The 17,045-nt window shown below is 61.9% G+C and carries 9 protein-coding genes; 6 read left to right on the top strand and 3 right to left on the bottom strand.

What is annotated here, in order from left to right; all coding sequences use genetic code 11:
• Window positions 1-296: 296 nt before the first annotated feature.
• Window positions 297-836 (top strand): alpha/beta hydrolase YcfP, encoded by a 540-nt coding sequence (gene ycfP, locus G5253_RS01635; RefSeq protein WP_005334000.1) that lies wholly within the window; start codon window positions 297-299, stop codon window positions 834-836.
• A 74-nt stretch (window positions 837-910) separates the two neighbouring features.
• Window positions 911-2,203 (top strand): NAD(P)/FAD-dependent oxidoreductase, encoded by a 1,293-nt coding sequence (locus tag G5253_RS01630; RefSeq protein WP_266133819.1) that lies wholly within the window; start codon window positions 911-913, stop codon window positions 2,201-2,203.
• Between the two features lie 85 nt (window positions 2,204-2,288).
• Here G5253_RS01630 and G5253_RS01625 read toward each other — a convergent pair whose 3' ends face one another.
• From G5253_RS01625 to G5253_RS01615, 3 genes are all read right to left on the bottom strand, one after another.
• Window positions 2,289-2,930, bottom strand: a complete 642-nt coding sequence (locus G5253_RS01625; protein ID WP_266133820.1) for an energy-coupling factor ABC transporter permease — start codon at window positions 2,928-2,930, stop codon at window positions 2,289-2,291.
• Between the two features lie 87 nt (window positions 2,931-3,017).
• Entirely contained in the window at window positions 3,018-3,815 is a 798-nt protein-coding gene (gene pflA / locus G5253_RS01620) for a pyruvate formate lyase 1-activating protein (RefSeq protein WP_005333994.1), read from the bottom strand.
• 65 nt (window positions 3,816-3,880) lie between these two features.
• Window positions 3,881-6,817 carry a sensor domain-containing phosphodiesterase gene (locus tag G5253_RS01615; RefSeq protein WP_266133821.1) on the bottom strand — a complete coding sequence of 979 codons (2,937 nt, stop codon included), beginning with the start codon at window positions 6,815-6,817 and terminating at the stop codon, window positions 3,881-3,883.
• Between the two features lie 135 nt (window positions 6,818-6,952).
• Here G5253_RS01615 and G5253_RS01610 point away from each other — a divergent pair, with 135 nt between their 5' ends.
• The 4 genes from G5253_RS01610 (at window position 6,953) to pbpC (ending at window position 16,962) form a co-directional block, all read left to right on the top strand.
• Window positions 6,953-8,641 carry an FAD-dependent oxidoreductase gene (locus tag G5253_RS01610; protein ID WP_266133822.1) on the top strand — a complete coding sequence of 563 codons (1,689 nt, stop codon included), beginning with the start codon at window positions 6,953-6,955 and terminating at the stop codon, window positions 8,639-8,641.
• 214 nt (window positions 8,642-8,855) lie between these two features.
• Window positions 8,856-9,515 (top strand): DedA family protein, encoded by a 660-nt coding sequence (locus G5253_RS01605; protein WP_005333990.1) that lies wholly within the window; start codon window positions 8,856-8,858, stop codon window positions 9,513-9,515.
• Window positions 9,516-9,680: 165 nt separating this feature from the next.
• Window positions 9,681-14,564 (top strand): alpha-2-macroglobulin family protein, encoded by a 4,884-nt coding sequence (locus G5253_RS01600; RefSeq protein WP_266133823.1) that lies wholly within the window; start codon window positions 9,681-9,683, stop codon window positions 14,562-14,564.
• Window positions 14,530-16,962 (top strand): penicillin-binding protein 1C, encoded by a 2,433-nt coding sequence (pbpC, locus tag G5253_RS01595; RefSeq protein ID WP_266133824.1) that lies wholly within the window; start codon window positions 14,530-14,532, stop codon window positions 16,960-16,962. Before G5253_RS01600 ends, pbpC begins: the two co-directional genes overlap by 35 nt.
• Window positions 16,963-17,045 lie beyond the last annotated feature (83 nt).

The raw sequence follows: 17,045 nt of genomic DNA, 5'->3' as shown, positions 1-17,045 counted from the left end.
AAATGAGTCACATACCGGCCAGATAAGTGTCCGGCTGCTGGCAGGGGAAGGAGCTGAGGGCATCTCAGATTGGTAAGGGGTTTATCATTATTGGTCTGGCGATCTCACTTTGATAGCCGGGCACCATAACGTTGCTCGCAATGCGCCCGTCTTCATGTGACGGCGCTCGCGGGCTGCTGGGCGCAATCGGGGGCGGGGGCGTGATCCAAAGCAAGAAAGTTGGATGTTTTGGTGGCGCGCATGGCCGCCGCTGGGGTAGTTTCGATAAAACCGACACAGATCCTGAGGTCTTATCCATGATCATCTATCTGCATGGCTTTGATGCCACCAGCCCAGGCAATCACGAGAAAGTGCTGCAGTTGCAGTTTATTGATGATGATGTGCGTTTCGTGCACTACAGCACGGTTCACCCCCGTCATGATATGAGCCATCTGCTCAAGGAAGTGAAAAAACAGCTCGATATGAGTACCGATCCCAAACCGCTGATCTGCGGCGTGGGTCTTGGTGGCTACTGGAGCGAGCGGATCGGCTTTCTGTGCGGCATTCGCCAGGTGATCTTCAACCCCAACCTCCATCCTGAAGAGAACATGCAGGGCAAGATCGACCGGCCGGAAGAATATGACGATATTGGCACCAAGTGTGTAACTGAATTTCGTAAGAAAAATTCAGGAAACTGCCTGTGTATCCTTTCCGTTCAGGATGAAGTGCGCGATAATCGGGACACTGAACGTGAATTGAAGAACTATTACGACATCGTGTGGGATGAGCGCGAGACTCATAAGTTCAAAAATATCTCGCATCATCTGCAGCGGATGAAGGCCTTCAAAGAAGCCTGATCCATCACGTCGACCGATTTCGTTTTAGGGAGCCAATGGCTCCCTTTCGTTTTGAGGAACCGAGGAAAATCATCATGATGAATATTGTCGTTGTAGGCGGCGGCGCCGGTGGCCTGGAGCTGGCCACCAGTCTGGGTCGCAAGCTTGGCAAGAAGAACAAGGCCAGGATCACTCTGGTCGATCGCAACCGCACCCACCTGTGGAAACCCCTGCTGCACGAAGTGGCCACCGGCTCTATGGACGCGGGCATCGATGCTCTGAGCTACCAGTCTCACGCCAAGAACCACGGTTTCGACTTCCAGCTCGGCACCCTGACCGACATCAAGCGTGACGATAAACGCATCGTGCTGGCCCCGATCCACGACGACAATGGCGACATCGTGGTCAACGAGCGCGAGCTGCCCTACGACTATCTGGTGATGGCCATCGGTTCTGTCTCCAACGACTTCAACACCAAGGGCATCAAGGATAACTGTATTTTCCTCGATAGCCCCTCCCAGGCGCACCGTTTCCACAACAGCATGATGAACCGCTTCCTGCAGTTCGCCACCGAATATAAGCCGGGCGACAAGGTGAAGATTGCCATCGTCGGCGGCGGCGCAACCGGCGTCGAGCTCTCTGCCGAGCTCTACAACGCGGTCGAGCAGCTCTACGCCTACGGCTTCAAGAACCTCACCACCGACAGCCTGAAGGTGACCCTGGTGGAAGCGGGCCCGCGCATTCTGCCTGCTTTGCCGGAGCGCATCAGCGGTGCCGCTCATCAGGAGCTGGTCAAGCTGGGTGTGGACGTGCGTACCGCCACCATGATCACCGAAGCGACCAGCGATGGTCTGCACACCAAGGATGGCGAGCTGATTGAAGCTGACCTGATGGTGTGGGCGGCCGGTATCAAGGCACCTGACTTCATGAAGGATATCGCCGGTCTTGAGACCAACCGCATCAACCAGCTGGTGGTGAAAGAGACCCTGCAGACTACCCGTGATGAGAACATCTTCGTTATTGGTGACTGCGCAGCCTGCCCGCAGCCGGATGGCAAGTTCGTGCCGCCGCGCGCCCAGTCTGCCCACCAGATGGCCAGCCAGGCGTTCAAGAACATCCTGGCCAAGATGAACGGCGGCGAGATGAAGCCCTACCTCTACCACGACCACGGTTCGCTGGTGTCCCTCAGCCGCTTCTCCACCGTGGGCAGCCTGATGGGTAACCTGATGCGTGGCTCCATGATGGTCGAGGGTTACATCGCCCGTCTGGTTTACATCTCTCTCTACCGGATGCACCAGATCGCCCTGCACGGCTACGTCAAGACCGGCCTCATCATGCTGGTAGGTCGCATCAACCGGGTACTGCGTCCGACCCTGAAGCTGCACTAAGCCGGGATTTGCCACAATTCGGAATAGCAAAAGGAGAGGCGATGGCCTCTCCTTTTTTTATGCGCGCAGATCGGGAAAGAGAGCATTACTTGCCCAGATAGGTGCGGTCGAAGAAGGTGTTGACCCAGTGGGGGCGGTAGATGGCCAGCACCGTCATCGCCATGCCGTTGAGCAGCGCTTCGGGGAAGAGCAACAGCGGCCAGATGGAGAGGTAGTCTGCCGTGATGGTATGCCAGGGGTAGCTGCCGCTTATCCCCATCAGCAGGGCGCTGGCTGCCACCTTGACCGAGATGGCGAGGGCGCCGCCAAGAAAGGCGGCAACGAAGATATAGACAAAGAGATGGCGCGGCAGCCAGGCCCAGCTGGCCAGAAACAGCAGCCAGCTGCTGGCTACCGGCAGGGCAATGCCGACCAGCGCCTGCCAGCCAAAGTCGGCCAGATTGGTGACACCGAAGTAACCGAGCACCAGCAGGGTCAGACAGGGGGCGAGCAGTGCCAGCCGCCAGCCCAGCAGCAGGGTTAGGGTGGTGAGCCCGAGAAAATGTACCTCCAGCCCCTTGTGCAGACCGGCCCTTAGATACCAGAGCGGCACCAGCGCGATGGCACTACCCAGCAACAGGTGCTGATAGAGGGGGTTGTCATGGAGGGTTTGCCACAGGGAGCGGCGCAGGCTAAAGGCCAGCAGTACCAGCCAGATCAGGAGGGCGGCGAGTTGTCCTTCACTCATCTTGTCGTCCATTCATGCAGTAGAGTCCGGGCGGCCTTCCTGACCGCCCATAGCAGAGCAGGCTGACGAGTCAGCCTGCTTTTACCATCAATATTTGACGTTGTTGTGGTACTTGCCGAGGATGCCCTTGACCCGTTCCATGGTCTCCTTGCTGGGGGGCTTGATCCCGCTCAGCTCGTACGGGTCGCCCAGTACGTCCCACTTGTGTTTGCCGAGCTCATGGTAGGGGAGCAGCTCCACCTTCTCCACGCTCTCGCCCAGCTCGGCGATAAACTGGCCCAGCCCTTCGGCGCTCTCGTCGTCGTCGCTCCAGGTCGGCACCACCACGTAGCGGATCCACATGGTCTTGCCTTTGGCCGCCAGATAGCGGGCAAACTCCAGGGTATATCTGTTGCTGACGTGGGTCAGCGGAATGTGTTTCTCGTCATTGATCTGTTTGATGTCGAGCAGCACCAGATCGGTCTGGTCGAGCAGCTTGTCCACCTGTTCGTCGAGATGACGGACGAAGCCGTTGGTGTCGAGGCAAGTGTGGATCCCTTTCTCTTTGCAGGCGGTAAAGAGTTCAGTGATGAAAGCCGGTTGCAGCATGGCTTCACCGCCGGACGCTGTCACACCGCCACCGGAGGCATTCATGAAGTGGCGATAGCTGGTGATGTCACTCATCAACTCCGGTACGGTCACTTCGCGACCACCCTCGGTATCCCAGGTATCACGGTTGTGGCAGTACTTGCAGCGCATCAGGCAGCCTTGCATGAATACGATAAAGCGTATCCCCGGACCATCGACAGTGCCGCAGGTTTCGACGGAATGGATCCGGCCAACGGTGCCGTGAGCTCCGGCTGGCTGGCTGATTTCAACGGCAGGGATCCGATTAATGACAGACATAAACAACTCCAACGATTCGAGCAGGCCGTTATTTTATTACATAAACCCCTATTGATCCTACACCTTTAGTCCGCCGCCCGGCTGCCAAGCAGCTGCTCCAGCCCCTTGACGGTGAGCGGCCGACTGGTGAGATACCCTTGATAATGCTGGCATCCCAAGGTTTTGAGGATGGCCAGTTGCGCCTCCTCTTCCACCCCTTCGGCAGTGACGGTAAAGCGGAATACCTGGGCCAGATCGAGGATAGCCTTGACGATAGCCCTGTCCTGTTCGCTGTGCACCAGGGTCTGAATGAAGCTTCTGTCCAGTTTCACCTCGTCGGCGGGCAGATCCCGCAGGTAAGCCAGCGACGAGTAGCCGGTGCCGAAGTCATCGATGGAGATGAGGATGCCGAGCTCCTTGAGCTGGCGCATTCTGGCAATACTCTCCTGCCTATTCTCCAATACTACCGATTCGGTCACCTCCAGCAGCAGGCGGGAGGGGGGCACACCGGTTTCGCGCAAGATGTACTCCACCTGTTGTACGAAGCCCTGGGTGTGGAACTGGCGAGCGCTGACGTTGACCGACAGATGGGGGATCAGCAGGCCACGGTTGAGCCAGAAGCTGTATTGGGCACAGGCGGTCTTCATCACCCAGTAGCCGATTTCGAGGATCAGGCTGGTCTCTTCGGCGATGGGGATAAACTCCCCGGGTGGCACCATGGTGCCGTCGCTGCGCTGCCAGCGCAGCAGCGCCTCGATACCCGACAGTGAGCCATTGTCGACCCGGTATTGCGGTTGATAGTGGAGTTGCAGCTCGTGATGACGCATGGCATCGCGCAGTTCATTGGTAAGGGTCAGCCGATTTTTCTCGTGCTGGGCCATCGCCTCGGTAAAGAAGACGTAGTGGCCCTGACCGGCGCGCTTGGCCATGTGGGTCGCGGTGTCGGCCTGTTGCATCAGTACCAGATGATCCGTCTCGTTGCCGGAGAAGAGGCTGATCCCCACCGAGGCGCTGCAGTGCAGCTTGTGATCGCCGATGTCAAACGGGGTGCGAAACAGCCCCATCAGCTCGCGGGCGAAGTGCTCTGCCAGAATTTTGGCGGTGACCTCGCCTTGTCCGAGCTGGGTAAAGAGCAGGGCAAACTCATCCCCCGAGATGCGCGCCTGTACCAGATTGTCCTGGGGCAGCTCCCTGAAACGCTGCACCACGGCCTGCAGCAACAGATCGCCGCAGGCGTGACCGAGGGAGTCGTTGATCGACTTGAAGTTGTCGAGATCCACCAGCAGCAGGGCGCCCCACTGGCCGTTGGGGGCGCTCAGGGTCTGCTGCAAAATATGGTTGAGGCTGCGGCGGTTGTGCAGACCGCAGAGATCGTCGTAGTAGGCGAGCTGCTCGATATGTCTGGCCGCCTCTTTTTCCTGGGTGATGTCGTAGAAGCTGCAGATAAAGTGGCTCAGTTCTCCCTGCTCATCCTTGACGCCGTTCACCATCAAGCGCACCGGAAAGAGGTGACCATCCTTGTGCAGGCAGCGCTCTTCACCGAGCCAGAACTCCTGCTCGTTGACGGTGCGGCTGACATCCTCCTTAAGATGATCCCCGTAGTAGGTGGGGCGCAGCTTGCGAATGGAGTGACCGATCACCTCTACCTCGCCAAATCCGGTGATCCGGCTGAAGGAGTGGTTGACCTTGAGGATGATGCCGTTGTGATCCATCACGATCAGCCCATCGTGGGTATTAAAGGCTACCTCGGCCAGTCGCAGGGCATCGTCGGTGGCGAGGCGCTTGAGCTCGATGGCGGCCCGCTCGTGCTGGCTGCTCAACAGATCCAGCAACTGCTCGGGCTCCTCAAGGGGGGTATCGAGCAGCAGGGTGATCTGGCCAATGGGGGCGCCGCTCTGGCCATGGAGCGGAATGCCGATGTAGGCGCTGGCATTGAGGGCCAGCAGCCGGGTCGCCTTGGGATAGCGCACGGGCAGATCTTCCACATAGATGGCCTGACCATGCTGGAACAGCTCCTGAGCGGGGCCGGGGTCGAGCTGGATGGGCTTGAGGGTGGAGCAGATCTCCTCGTTGATGACGCAGCGGGGGATGATCCAGAGATCCTGACCGCGGGGCTGGAACTCGCCGATCCAGCCCACCCGGGCACCGCTGGCGCCCATGGCCCAGCTTACCAGCGTCTTGCAGTAGTCGATGCCGGTCTGCTGGTGTAGCTCGGGCGGGAGGGCCAGCTCGGCGCGGTGCTCTTCCGGTTGCGGTTGCCAGTGGCCGAGCAGCTGGGCGCTGCTGCGCACCAGCTGCAACATCTCCTCGCTAAGCGGGGTGGGATCGAGATACTCCAGACTCAGCACCCCGAACAGCTTGTCCTGCTCCAGCAGGGCACCATCGAGGCGTGAGCGCACACCGGCACTGGTCAGATAGAGGTGATTGCTCAGCATCGGCTGGTGGGCGGCCTCCGAGAAGCTCAACGCTTTGCGGGTACGTAGGGCGCGGATATAGCGGCTGTCACCACGAATGGGGTAGAGCGCCTCGACCCCCAGGGTGAACACAGGGGTGAGTTGCTCGCTGCCGAGATCGCCGTTGGCCTGATAGTGCCAGAGGATGAGCCGATCGGCCCCCAAACTCTCTTTAAGGGCCTCGAGCAGGGGCGCATACTGTTGCTGGCTCGCCATCTGGCTGAGGCGCGGCAACTGCAATGCCAGATCGGCGATGGGCTCTTGGCGAAGGTTCTGCAGACAGATGAGCCAGAAGCCATCCTGCTCGTGGGCGAGGGCGATATGCCACAACTGGCTGGCAAAGCGCACGGTGATCTTGCCGCCATGGCCGTTGGCCAACAGTTGTTCGATGGGCAGGCGCAGGGCATCGGGCAGCTGGGCAGGCCAGGGGGCGCGCGGTTCGTCGAGCCAGTAGAGCGGGGTTTGCATCACGTCGGTCAGGGCGACCAGCCGTTGACTGCGCAGGTCCAGACGGAAAAAGAGCGGCGTCTGGAGGGCAGGAGGAAGATGACTGAGTGCGGTAGACGACATGAACAAACAACATCCTGTTAAGCAACCGTCGGGGTTGCAAGAATACTGCAAAATGGTGTGAAACAAAATTTCATTGAATTCTAAATTAGAAAAGTCTAATTTATTGCCCATTATCATGTATGAGGAGTCTTGCAGATGAAACGGATCCTGATTATCGGTGGTGTCGCGGGGGGCGCATCGGCGGCGGCTCGTGCTCGTCGTTTGAGTGAAGAGGCAGAGATCGTGATGTTCGAGCGGGGCGAGTTTGTCAGCTTCGCCAACTGCGGTCTGCCCTATCACATCGGGGGCGATATCCCCGACCGGGATGCCTTGCTGCTGCAGACTCCCCAGAGTTTCAAGCGCCGTTTCAACGTCGATGTGCGGGTCTTCCACGATGTGATTGAGATCGACAAGGCGGGCAAGACCTTGCTGGTGCGCAACCTGCAAACCGGTGAAGAGCAGCGCGAGCATTACGATGTGCTGCTGCTGAGCCCGGGGGCGGCGCCGATCCGTCCTCCCTTCCCCGGTATCGACAGCCCCCATGTCTATACCCTGCGCAACATCCCGGACATGGATCGCATTCTGGCGGCCCTGCATCACGATCAGCCACGCCACGTCACCGTGGTGGGCGGCGGCTTTATCGGGCTGGAGATGATGGAGGCGCTGCACCAGCGCAAGCTGGATGTCACATTGCTGGAGCTGGCCGATCAGGCGATGGCGCCGGTGGACAAGGAGATGGCCAACATGCTCCATGCCCGCATCCGGGAAGAGGGGATCGACCTGCGCCTGCGCACCGGCCTCACCGCCATCGAGAGTCTGGATCTGCCAGCCGAGAAGACCTCCGCCGTGCCGACCGCCAAAAGCGGTGGCCTGCGCCTGACCCTCAATGACGGTTCCCATCTTGATACCGGTCTCTTGATCCTAGCCATCGGCGTCAAGCCGGAAACCCTGCTCGCCGCCAAGGCGGGGCTGGAGCTGGGGCCGCGGGGCGGCATCAAGGTGGATGCCGGGATGCGTACCTCGGATCCCTTCATCTATGCGGTGGGGGATGCGGTGGAAGAGATTGACTTCGTCACCGGCGAATCTGTGCTGATCCCGCTGGCGGGCCCGGCCAACCGGCAGGGGCGCATCGCCGCCGACAATATGCTGGGCCGAAGCGAAACCTACAAGAAGACGCAAGGGACCGCCATCTGCAAGCTGTTCGATCTGGCGGTGGCCAGCACTGGCCTCAACGAGAAGCGACTGGTGCAACTGGGATTGCCGTTCGAGAAGGTTTATGTCCATCCGGGCAGCCATGCCGGTTACTACCCGGGCGCACATCCGGTCAGCCTCAAGCTGCTGTTTGCCCCGGATGGCAAGATTTATGGCGCCCAGGCCATCGGCAAGGATGGCATCGACAAGCGCATCGACGTGCTGGCCGTGGCCCAGCGCGCCGGTCTCACCGTGTTTGACCTGCAGGATCTGGAGCTCACCTATGCGCCGCCGTTCGGGTCGGCCAAGGATGTGATCAACATGGCGGGCTTTGTGGCGAGCAACCATCTGAAGGGGGACACCCTGCTCTGCCACGTGGCCGAGGTGCAGGCTCGTAACCCCCATCAGCTGGTGGTGGATGTGCGCAATGGCCCGGAGCTCGACAAGCTGGGCCGCATTCCGGGGGCACTGCATATCCCCCTCGACGAGTTGCGTGGTCGCCTCCATGAGTTGCCCAAAGAGAAAGAGCTGCTGATCAGCTGTCAGGTCGGGCTGCGCGGCCATGTCGCCTGCCGTTTGCTGAGCCAGCACGGCTTTAAAGTGAAGAATCTCTCCGGCGGCTTCAAAACCTGGCAGATGGCCACCGCCGAGTAACCGTTTTATTTCTGTGCCTGTTTGCCCCTCTCCCTTGTGCGTGCAAGATGAGGGGCTTTTTGTTTCTGCTTTTCGCCCTCCTTGCATTCCCTAATTGCAGCAATATTTCGACACACTTTATTTCCTGTGCCGGACAAAATTAACGTTTTGTTCAGGGGATGGGTGCTATAACCCCTGCCTCGTTCATGATGAACCGTGTAGTAGGGAGAGTGACATGCTGGATATGCTGATGGCCATTTGGCATCAGGATTTTGACGCCCTGGTTCAGATGCAGGCGGTACCCCTGCTGATCAGTTGCCTGATGCTGGTACTGCTGCTGGAGTCCGCATTCGTCTTCCTGCCCCTGCCGGGGGACAGTCTGGTATTGCTGGCCGGTGGGTTGGTGGGCATGGGGGTGTTTGGCCCTGAAGTAACACTTATTTATCTGCCGTTGGCTGCTGGCATAGGTTCTGTGCTCGCCTATTGGCAGGGACGGGCTCTGCAGCGTACCCGCTTTATGGATCATATCGAGCGGATGTTGCCTCCCGACAGCCTGCCCAAGGCGACCCGGCTGCTGAAAAAGTACGGTTTTCTGGCGATGTTCTCCTCCCGTTTTATCCCGTTCGTGCGGGTGCTGACCCCCATGCTGATGGGGATTGGCCGCCTGAGCGTGCTGCGGATGTGTGTGGCCAGCTTTGCCAGTGCCTTTATGTGGGCGCTCTGCCTCAGTTTGGTGGGCAAGCTGGCGATGAATACCCCCTTCTTCCTCCACCACAGCGAACTGTTGACCCGGGCTCTGCTGATTACCTCGCTGGTGCTGTTTCTGGCGGCCGTCATGGCCATCCTGTTTCGCTGGTTCAAAGGCGGAGCGAAAAACGAGACCAGCCACGACTAGATGACAACCCTTGCCGCACGGAATCAGTGGGCAAAGGGGTTCTCGTGCAGTAGGGGCGCAGAATTGTGCCCATTCGGGTAATGAGCTTTGTGTCGGGTGAGCAGGATGCCTTATCCTGTTTCCAGCCACGCTGCGTTTGCAGCGCTCCAACTCGGGATGGAACCTATGCGCCTCTTCGACTCTCCCTCTGCTTTTCACCGCTCTACCGCCGGAACCGGCGCTCTGCGCCGCCGCTGCTCGGCCCTGCTGCTTTGCGGGGTGGTCGGTTTGCTGTCTGGTTGCGGCCCTGACAAGCCCGCCAGCCAAGTACCGACCGCAGAATCTACAGCGCTGCAGGAGGCCGGGGCGCCAACTTCTGTAGTGCAGGCCAATGCCCGCCAATATCGCGATGCGCCGGCACTGGCGCTGGTCTTCTCCGGCCCCCTGGCGCCGAAGGCAAACTGGCAGAGCTGGCTCGGGGTCAGTGAGGGGGGCAAGCAGGTGCAGGGGGAGTGGATCCTCGCCGACGATGGTCGCACCCTCTATTTCCCGAACGTTCAGCCCGATAAAAGCTATGAAGTGAGCCTCAAGGTGGGGCTGGGCCCATCCCCCCAGAGCTGGACCCTCAAGACCCGCCCGCTGGAGGCGGGAGCCTCCTTTACCGCCAGCGGCATGGTATTGCCGCTGCGCGACGAGCTGCGCCTGCCCATCAGCGCGGTCAACGTGGATGAGGTCAATATCGACTTCTTTCGGGTCGATGCCGAGTATCTACCCCGTTTTCTGGCGGAATATCGCCCCGGTGCTGGCATGGGGAACTGGGAGCTTGAGCAGATCACCAAGCGGGCCAAGCGGGTATTCAGCGGCCGCTATGCGCTGGAGCTCGATGCCAACCGGCGCGAGACCCGCCTCATTAATGTGAAGGAGCCGCAGCTGGCCGAGGCTGGCGTCTACTTTGCGGTGATGTCGCCCCTTGGCAACTACGACTGGCGCAAGGAGACCACCTATTTCGCGGTGAGCGACATGGGGCTCAGTGCCCGCCGTTACCGCGATCAGCTGGAGGTGTTCGTGAGCTCCCTGGCCAGCGCCGACCCGCTCAAGGATGTGCAGCTCTCCCTGCTCGACGAGAAGGGCAACCGGCTGCAGGTGCAGACCACCGATCCCCAAGGCCATCGCCGCTTCGATCAGGTGCAGGGTGCTCGCCTGCTGCTGGCCGAACAGGGCAAGCATCTGGCGGTGCTGCGCCTCGACGGGGCTGCGCTCGATCTCTCCACCTTCGATCTCGGCACCCAGCCCTGGCAGGCCCAGCAGTTGTATCTGTTCAGCGGGCGCGATCTCTATCGCCCCGGCGAGCGGCTCGACAGCGAGATCCTGCTCAAGGGGCAGGATGGCCAGCTGCTGCCGGGTATGGCGGTAGAGCTGGAGGTGAAGCAGCCGGACGGCCAACTGCTCGAACAAAAACGGCTGCTGCCGGACAATTTGGGCGCGGCCCACTACGGTCTGCGCCTGCCGGATGATGCGCCGCTCGGGCGCTGGACTATCAACCTCAAGACCGCCGCCGGTAGCCGCTTCGAGTGGCCTTTTCTGGTGGAGGAGTTTCTGCCGGAGCGGCTGAAACTGCAGCTTGGCAAGGGGCCGGATGGGGAAGTGACGGATTTGGACGCCGCTCTCATCCTGCCGCTGCAAGGGGACTATCTCTATGGCGCCCCTGCGAGCGCAACCAAGGCTAAGGCGGAGGTAAAAATCAGCCGCGCTACCATGCCTTTCACCCAATGGCAGGAGTTCACTCTGGGTGACGTGCTGCTCGCCGAGCAGGCCAGGGATCTCGAGCCGCGGAGTCTCACCCTCGATGCGCAGGGGCAGGGGACTTTTTCGTTAGCTGATGAGCTCGATGGGGTGCGCGCCCTCGGGCCGCTGGAGGTGGCCTATCGGGTGTCGCTCGCTGAGCCCGGTGGCCGCGCCGTCAATCGCAGCCGCACCCAGTATGGCTGGCCCGCGGGCAGCCAGTGGCCGGCGCTCAAGGCCGATTTTGTGGCGGATCGGGTAGAGGGGGGCAAGCCGCTCCCCTTCCAGATCCTCAACCTCGATGAGCAAGGCCAGCCGGTGGCGGGGGCGGTGAAAGTGCGCCTCATCAACGAGTACCGCGACTACTACTGGCACTACGCCGATGGCGAGGGGTGGAAGTACGAGTTCAACAGTCAGCCCTATCTGGAGCAGGAGCAGACCCTGCAGCTGGATGGCAAGGGTCCGACCCCGCTCACGCTGCAACTGGCGGCGGGCTGGTATCGGTTGGAGGTTGAGAACAGTCAGGGCCATCAATCGAGCCTGCGGGTTGAGATCGGCAGTTACGCCTGGGGCGGCGGTGGCGAGCAGGCGCGGCCTGACAAGATTGCCATCACCCTCGACAAGCGCGCCTATCAGGCGGGCGACAAGGCCAAAGTGACCCTGGTGGCCCCGCGCCCCGGCAAGGGGTTGTTGCTGGTGGAAGATGGCGACGGCCTGTGCTGGTGGCAGCGTATCGAGCTCAAGGGGGCCGGTGGCGATGCCAAGGATGCCCGCGGCGAGTTCGAGATCCCGGTCAGTCCCGAGTGGCAGCGCCATGACTTGCATATCTCGGCCCAGATCGCCGCGCCAGACAGCGCCTCCAAACCGGCTGGCAAGCAGCAGGGGCAGAGCTTGCGCTCGGTCGGGCTGGTGCCGCTCACGCTTGATCGGGAAGCGCGCCGTCTGCCGCTCACCCTGAGCGCGCCAGATAAAGCGGTGCCGCTTACCCGGCTGGAAGTGACCGCCACCTCCACCCCCAATAGCCAAGGCCGCGTGGTGCTGGCGGCGGTGGATCGGGGCGTGCTCAATATCAGCGACTACCAGCCTCTCGACCCGTTCGAGATCTTCTTTGGTCGCAAGCGCTTCTCCCAAGATTTGTTCGACAACTACGGCCAGGTGATCCCGCCGCAAGATGGCAAGCTGGCCCGCCTCAACTATGGGGGCGATCGGGCACCGCTGAAAAAGGGCGGTGCGCTGGAGAGTCGGGTCGAAGTAGCTGCGCTCTGGAGCGGCGAGGTGAGTTTTGATGAGAGCGGCAAGACGGTGATCCCGCTCGATCTACCCAACTTCAACGGCGAGCTGGCGCTGATGGCGCTGGCCTGGAACGAACAGCAAGTGGGTGAGGCCGAGCGTGCCGTCAAGGTAGTGGCACCCTTGGTGGCCGAGATTGGCTGGCCGCGCTTTGGCGCCAGAGGGGATGAGACCCGGGCATTGGTGCAGCTGCGCAACATGAGCGGCGAGGATCAGACCCTCTCCCTTGTCTGGACCCTCAACGGTGGGCTCAAGGCAAATGGCGAGCTGCCCGGCACCCTTTCCCTGAAAAATGGCGAGGAGCAGTGGCTGACCCTGCCGCTCACCGTGACCGGGGCGAGCGGTGTGGCAAGCCTGCAGTTGGCTGCCAGCGGCAAGGATTTTGCCATCAACCGCGACTGGACTTTGCCGCTGCGATCCCCCTGGCCTGCCGAGACTCGCCAGCGTTATCAGATGCTGGCCCCCGGCCAGCAGATGAGCTTTGCGCCAGCTGAGCTGGCCGGGCTGGATCGCGCCAACCTGCAGGGGCTGCTCAGCCTCTCCGGCACCCCGCCCTGGGATCCGGCAGCCCAGTGGCAGGCGCTGGCCGATTACCCCTATGCCTGTCTGGAGCAGACCTTGTCCCGTGCCTGGCCTTACTTGCTGACCACGGCCGATGAGCGGGCCGCCTGGAGCAAACCCGCAGAGGGCAAGAAAGCGGCGAGCGAGGCGGACGTGCAACGTGCCCTGTTGCAGCGGCTGCAGCGGTTGCAACTGCCCAGCGGCGGTTTTGGCCTGTGGGATGGTCGCTCCGACGAGGAGCAGTGGCTCACCGCCTATGCCGCCGACTACCTGCTGGCGCGCAAGGAGGCGGGCGACGCAGTGCCGGAGGCGATGCTCAATCAGTCTTTGAACCGGCTGCAAAGCTATCTCACCGACAGTCAGTATGGCGAGCGCTGGAGCAGTGCCCCCGAGCACAGCCGGCTGGCCTATCAGGCTTACAGCGCCTATGTGCTGGCCCGGGTGGGCAAGGCGCCGCTCGCTACCCTGCGCCTTATCTGGGAGCAGCAGGCCGATCACGCTCGCTCCGGTTTGCCGCTTTTGCACCTTTCGCTTGCGCTCTCGGCCATGGGGGATGAGCAGAACGCCGGCAGGGCCCTCAGCCGGGCATTGGCGACCGAGCGCGGGGACGACTATCTGGGGGATTACGGCTCGCCGCTGCGTGATCAGGCCCTTGAACTCTCACTGCTGCGCCAGCACAAGCTGGCTGCGGAGCGCTGGCTTGATCTCAGTGCCAAGGTGGCCGACACCCTGGCTCACCGTCAGTGGCTCAGCACCCAAGAGCGGCTCGCCTTGTTGCGACTCGCCCGCTTCGATCCTGCCGTCGACTGGCAGGCCAGGGTAACTTCCTCTCTTGGCAGTGGATCCCTGAGCGGTTCGGCTCCGCTGCAGCAGAGTGCCCCCGAGGCACTGGCGGCGAGCGCCGTCACCAACGAGGGCAAGGGCTCGCTCTATGTGCAGCGCACCCTGATCGGCTACCCCGAACAAGCGCCAGCACGGATCAGCAAAGGGATGAGCGTGACCCGCAGTTGGTTCAACAGCGACGGTCAGCCGTTCGATCCCGCCAAGGTGAAGGTGGGCGATCTGGTGGTGGTGCGGCTCAATGTCAGCAGTGAATCGGCAGTGCCCTATGCCCTGCTGGTGGAGATGGTGCCCGCTGGCTTCGAGCTGGAGAACCCGGCCCTTGGCAACAGCATCAAGCTGGAAGAGCTCTCCATTGAGGGGAAACCGGCGTGGCAGAGTGAGTGGAACGACTATCTCAAGCATCAGGAGTTTCGCGATGACCGCTACACGGCGGCGCTGGATCTGAGCGAGGGGAGCAACCAGCAACTGGTCTACCTGATGCGTGCAGTGACGCCGGGTCGCTATCAGGTGCCACCGACCCAGGTGGAGGATATGTACCGGCCTGAACTGCGGGCTGTGGGTGAGGATATCCACGAGGTGCGTATCTCTGAGTAACAAACCCTCCCTTGAGCGGGTTCGCCCGCTCACTTTTTGGCAGCGTGGTTGGCTGAGCCTGGGTCGCAGTGGCCGCGCAGGCTGGCGCTGGCTTGGCGGTCTGCCGCGCTGGCTGCACTTTTCGGTGCTGGGAGTTGTAGCACTGCTGCTGTCATTGCTGGCGCTGGATCGACTCTTCCCGCCGCCGCCACTCGACCCTGCCTACGCACGGGTGGTGCTCGACATGAAGGGGCGGCCGCTGCGCGCCTTTGCCGATACCAGCGGCGTGTGGCGCTATCCCGTGACCCTGGAGCAGGTCTCCCCCCGCTATATCGAGGCGCTGCTGGGCTACGAGGATCGCTACTTCTGGTGTCATCCCGGGGTCAATCCGGTGGCCATGGTGCGCGGGGTCTGGCAGTGGCTGCGCTATGGGCGGGCTGTATCGGGCGGCTCGACCCTTACCATGCAGGTGGCGCGTCTTATCGAGCCCTACCACAGGAGCGTGCCCGGCAAGCTGCGCCAGATGGCCCGCGCGCTGCAGCTGGAGTGGCACTATGACAAGCGCACCCTGCTCACCGTCTACCTCAATCGGGCGCCGTTTGGCGGCAATCTGGAGGGGGTGCAGGCGGCAAGTTTTGCCTATCTCGGCAAGAGTGCGGCCAAGCTGACCTATGCCGAGGCGGCGTTGTTGGCGGTGTTGCCGCAGGCTCCCAGCCGCAACCGGCCGGACCGCCATCCCGAGCGGGCCCGCACCGCCCGTGACAAGGTGATGCAGCGACTGGTAGCGCAGGGCGTCTGGCCCGAACAGGCGTGGCTGGAGGGACGCATCGAGCCGGTGCTGGCCCGCGGTCACTTCACGCCAATGGAGGCGCCGCTCTTTGCCCGCCTTGCCGCCGATAATCAGGCCGGGGCGCTGGTGCACACCACCATTGATGGCGATCTGCAGCGCTGGCTGGAGGGGCGGGTGGCGAGCTATATCCGTCGCTTCCCCGAGCAGACCTCAGCGGCGTTGCTGTTGGTAGATAACAAAACCATGGCGGTGCGCGCCTATGTGGGCAGCGCCGAGTATGGCAATCTGCGTCGCCACGGTTACCTCGACATGGTGCAGGCGATCCGCTCCCCCGGCTCTACCCTCAAGCCCTTCATCTACGGGCTGGCCATGGACGAGGGGCTGGTGCATTCGGCCTCCCTGCTCTCCGATGCGCCAAGGCTGGGCTCGGAGTACCGCCCCGCCAACTTTTCCGGTGCCTTTCAGGGGCCGGTGACCCTGGCCCAGGCGCTGCAGCAATCCCTCAACGTGCCGGCGGTGCAGGTGCTGGAGGCGCTGGGGCCGGACAAACTGGTCAGCCGCCTCGACAACGCCGGGGTGAGACTGGCGCTCTCCGACAAACCCAATCCTGCCATCGCGCTGGGGGCGGCGGGCATTCGGCTCGAACAGCTGGTGGCGCTCTACAGCTCGCTGACCCGGCAGGGGCAGGTGGCGATGCCGGTCTGGCTGGCGGGGCAGCAGGCGGTGTCACGCCCCTTGCTGAGCCCGGGCGCGGCCTGGATCATCTGGCAGATATTGAGTGCCCAGGGGCGCGCGGATCAGCCCTTTGCCAGTGAGGCGACCGGCCGGGTTAACCGACTGGCCTGGAAGACCGGCACCAGCTACGGCTATCGCGACAGCTGGGCCATGGGGGTCTCCGGTCGCTGGACTATCGGCATCTGGCTTGGGCGCCCCGACGGCACCCCTTTGCCCGGTTTTTACGGCCAGAGCGCAGCGGTGCCGCTGCTGCTCTCTGTCTACTCGCGGCTGGCTGACAACAGCTCTCTGCCGGCACAACCCAACACGGTGAGCGAAGCCGAGATCTGCTGGCCGCTGGGGCGCAAGGCGAGCGCAACCCTGCCTGAAACCTGTTTGCAGCGACAGAGCGCCTGGTTGCTGGAAGATCGCGATCCACCCACCTTGCCGGATCCCATGGATTGGCCCTCGCCGCTGCGTCAAGTTGCATTGACCGCCGCGGGCAAGCCGACCCTGGCCCGCTGCCAGGATGCGGCGCAATCCGGTTTTCGGGCGCTCTGGCCGTTGTCGCTGGAGCCTTGGCGGTCCTCCGGCGAGCGACGACAGGCGCTGCTTGCAAGTGGTTGTGCTGGGGAAGGGCAGAGCGCCGAGCTGCAGGCCCCCATTCGCATTGTGGCGCTGGGGGAGGGCAACCTCATTCGCAGCCAGCGCTATCGGTTGCAGCCCAAGGTGCTGGGCGGTGTCGGCAAGTCTGCCTGGTTTCTCAACGGCCAGCGACTGCGCTGGGACGGGGATCAGGTGCTGAGTGTGGCGGGTCGTTATCAGCTGGTGGTGGTGGATGAAGCGGGCAACAGCGATCGTATCGAGTTTCGCGTGGTGCATCCTGACAGTGATGCCAGCACCATCACCCGTTGATCGTTTTGCCGACAGCCATTGAGGTGAATGTAATTAACTATTTGAAATGCATCAATATTTGATTGGATGAATTAATTTGTGAA

Origin of the sequence: Aeromonas sp. 602658 (assembly GCF_049173005.1) — a bacterium.
GTDB classification, from domain to species: Bacteria; Pseudomonadota; Gammaproteobacteria; order Enterobacterales; family Aeromonadaceae; genus Aeromonas; species Aeromonas veronii_A.
The sequence above is the reverse complement of the archived record's forward strand: the minus strand, read 5'-3'. Positions and strand labels throughout refer to the sequence as shown.

Excerpts from the sequence above, each read along its gene's own strand:
- ycfP (WP_005334000.1), top strand. The coding sequence starts at position 297 with ATGATCATCTATCTGCATGGCTTTGATGCCACCAGCCCAGGCAATCAC.
- G5253_RS01630 (WP_266133819.1), top strand. The coding sequence starts at position 911 with ATGATGAATATTGTCGTTGTAGGCGGCGGCGCCGGTGGCCTGGAGCTG.
- G5253_RS01625 (WP_266133820.1), bottom strand. The coding sequence starts at position 2,930 with ATGAGTGAAGGACAACTCGCCGCCCTCCTGATCTGGCTGGTACTGCTG.
- pflA (WP_005333994.1), bottom strand. The coding sequence starts at position 3,815 with ATGTCTGTCATTAATCGGATCCCTGCCGTTGAAATCAGCCAGCCAGCC.
- G5253_RS01615 (WP_266133821.1), bottom strand. The coding sequence starts at position 6,817 with ATGTCGTCTACCGCACTCAGTCATCTTCCTCCTGCCCTCCAGACGCCG.
- G5253_RS01610 (WP_266133822.1), top strand. The coding sequence starts at position 6,953 with ATGAAACGGATCCTGATTATCGGTGGTGTCGCGGGGGGCGCATCGGCG.
- G5253_RS01605 (WP_005333990.1), top strand. The coding sequence starts at position 8,856 with ATGCTGGATATGCTGATGGCCATTTGGCATCAGGATTTTGACGCCCTG.
- G5253_RS01600 (WP_266133823.1), top strand. The coding sequence starts at position 9,681 with ATGCGCCTCTTCGACTCTCCCTCTGCTTTTCACCGCTCTACCGCCGGA.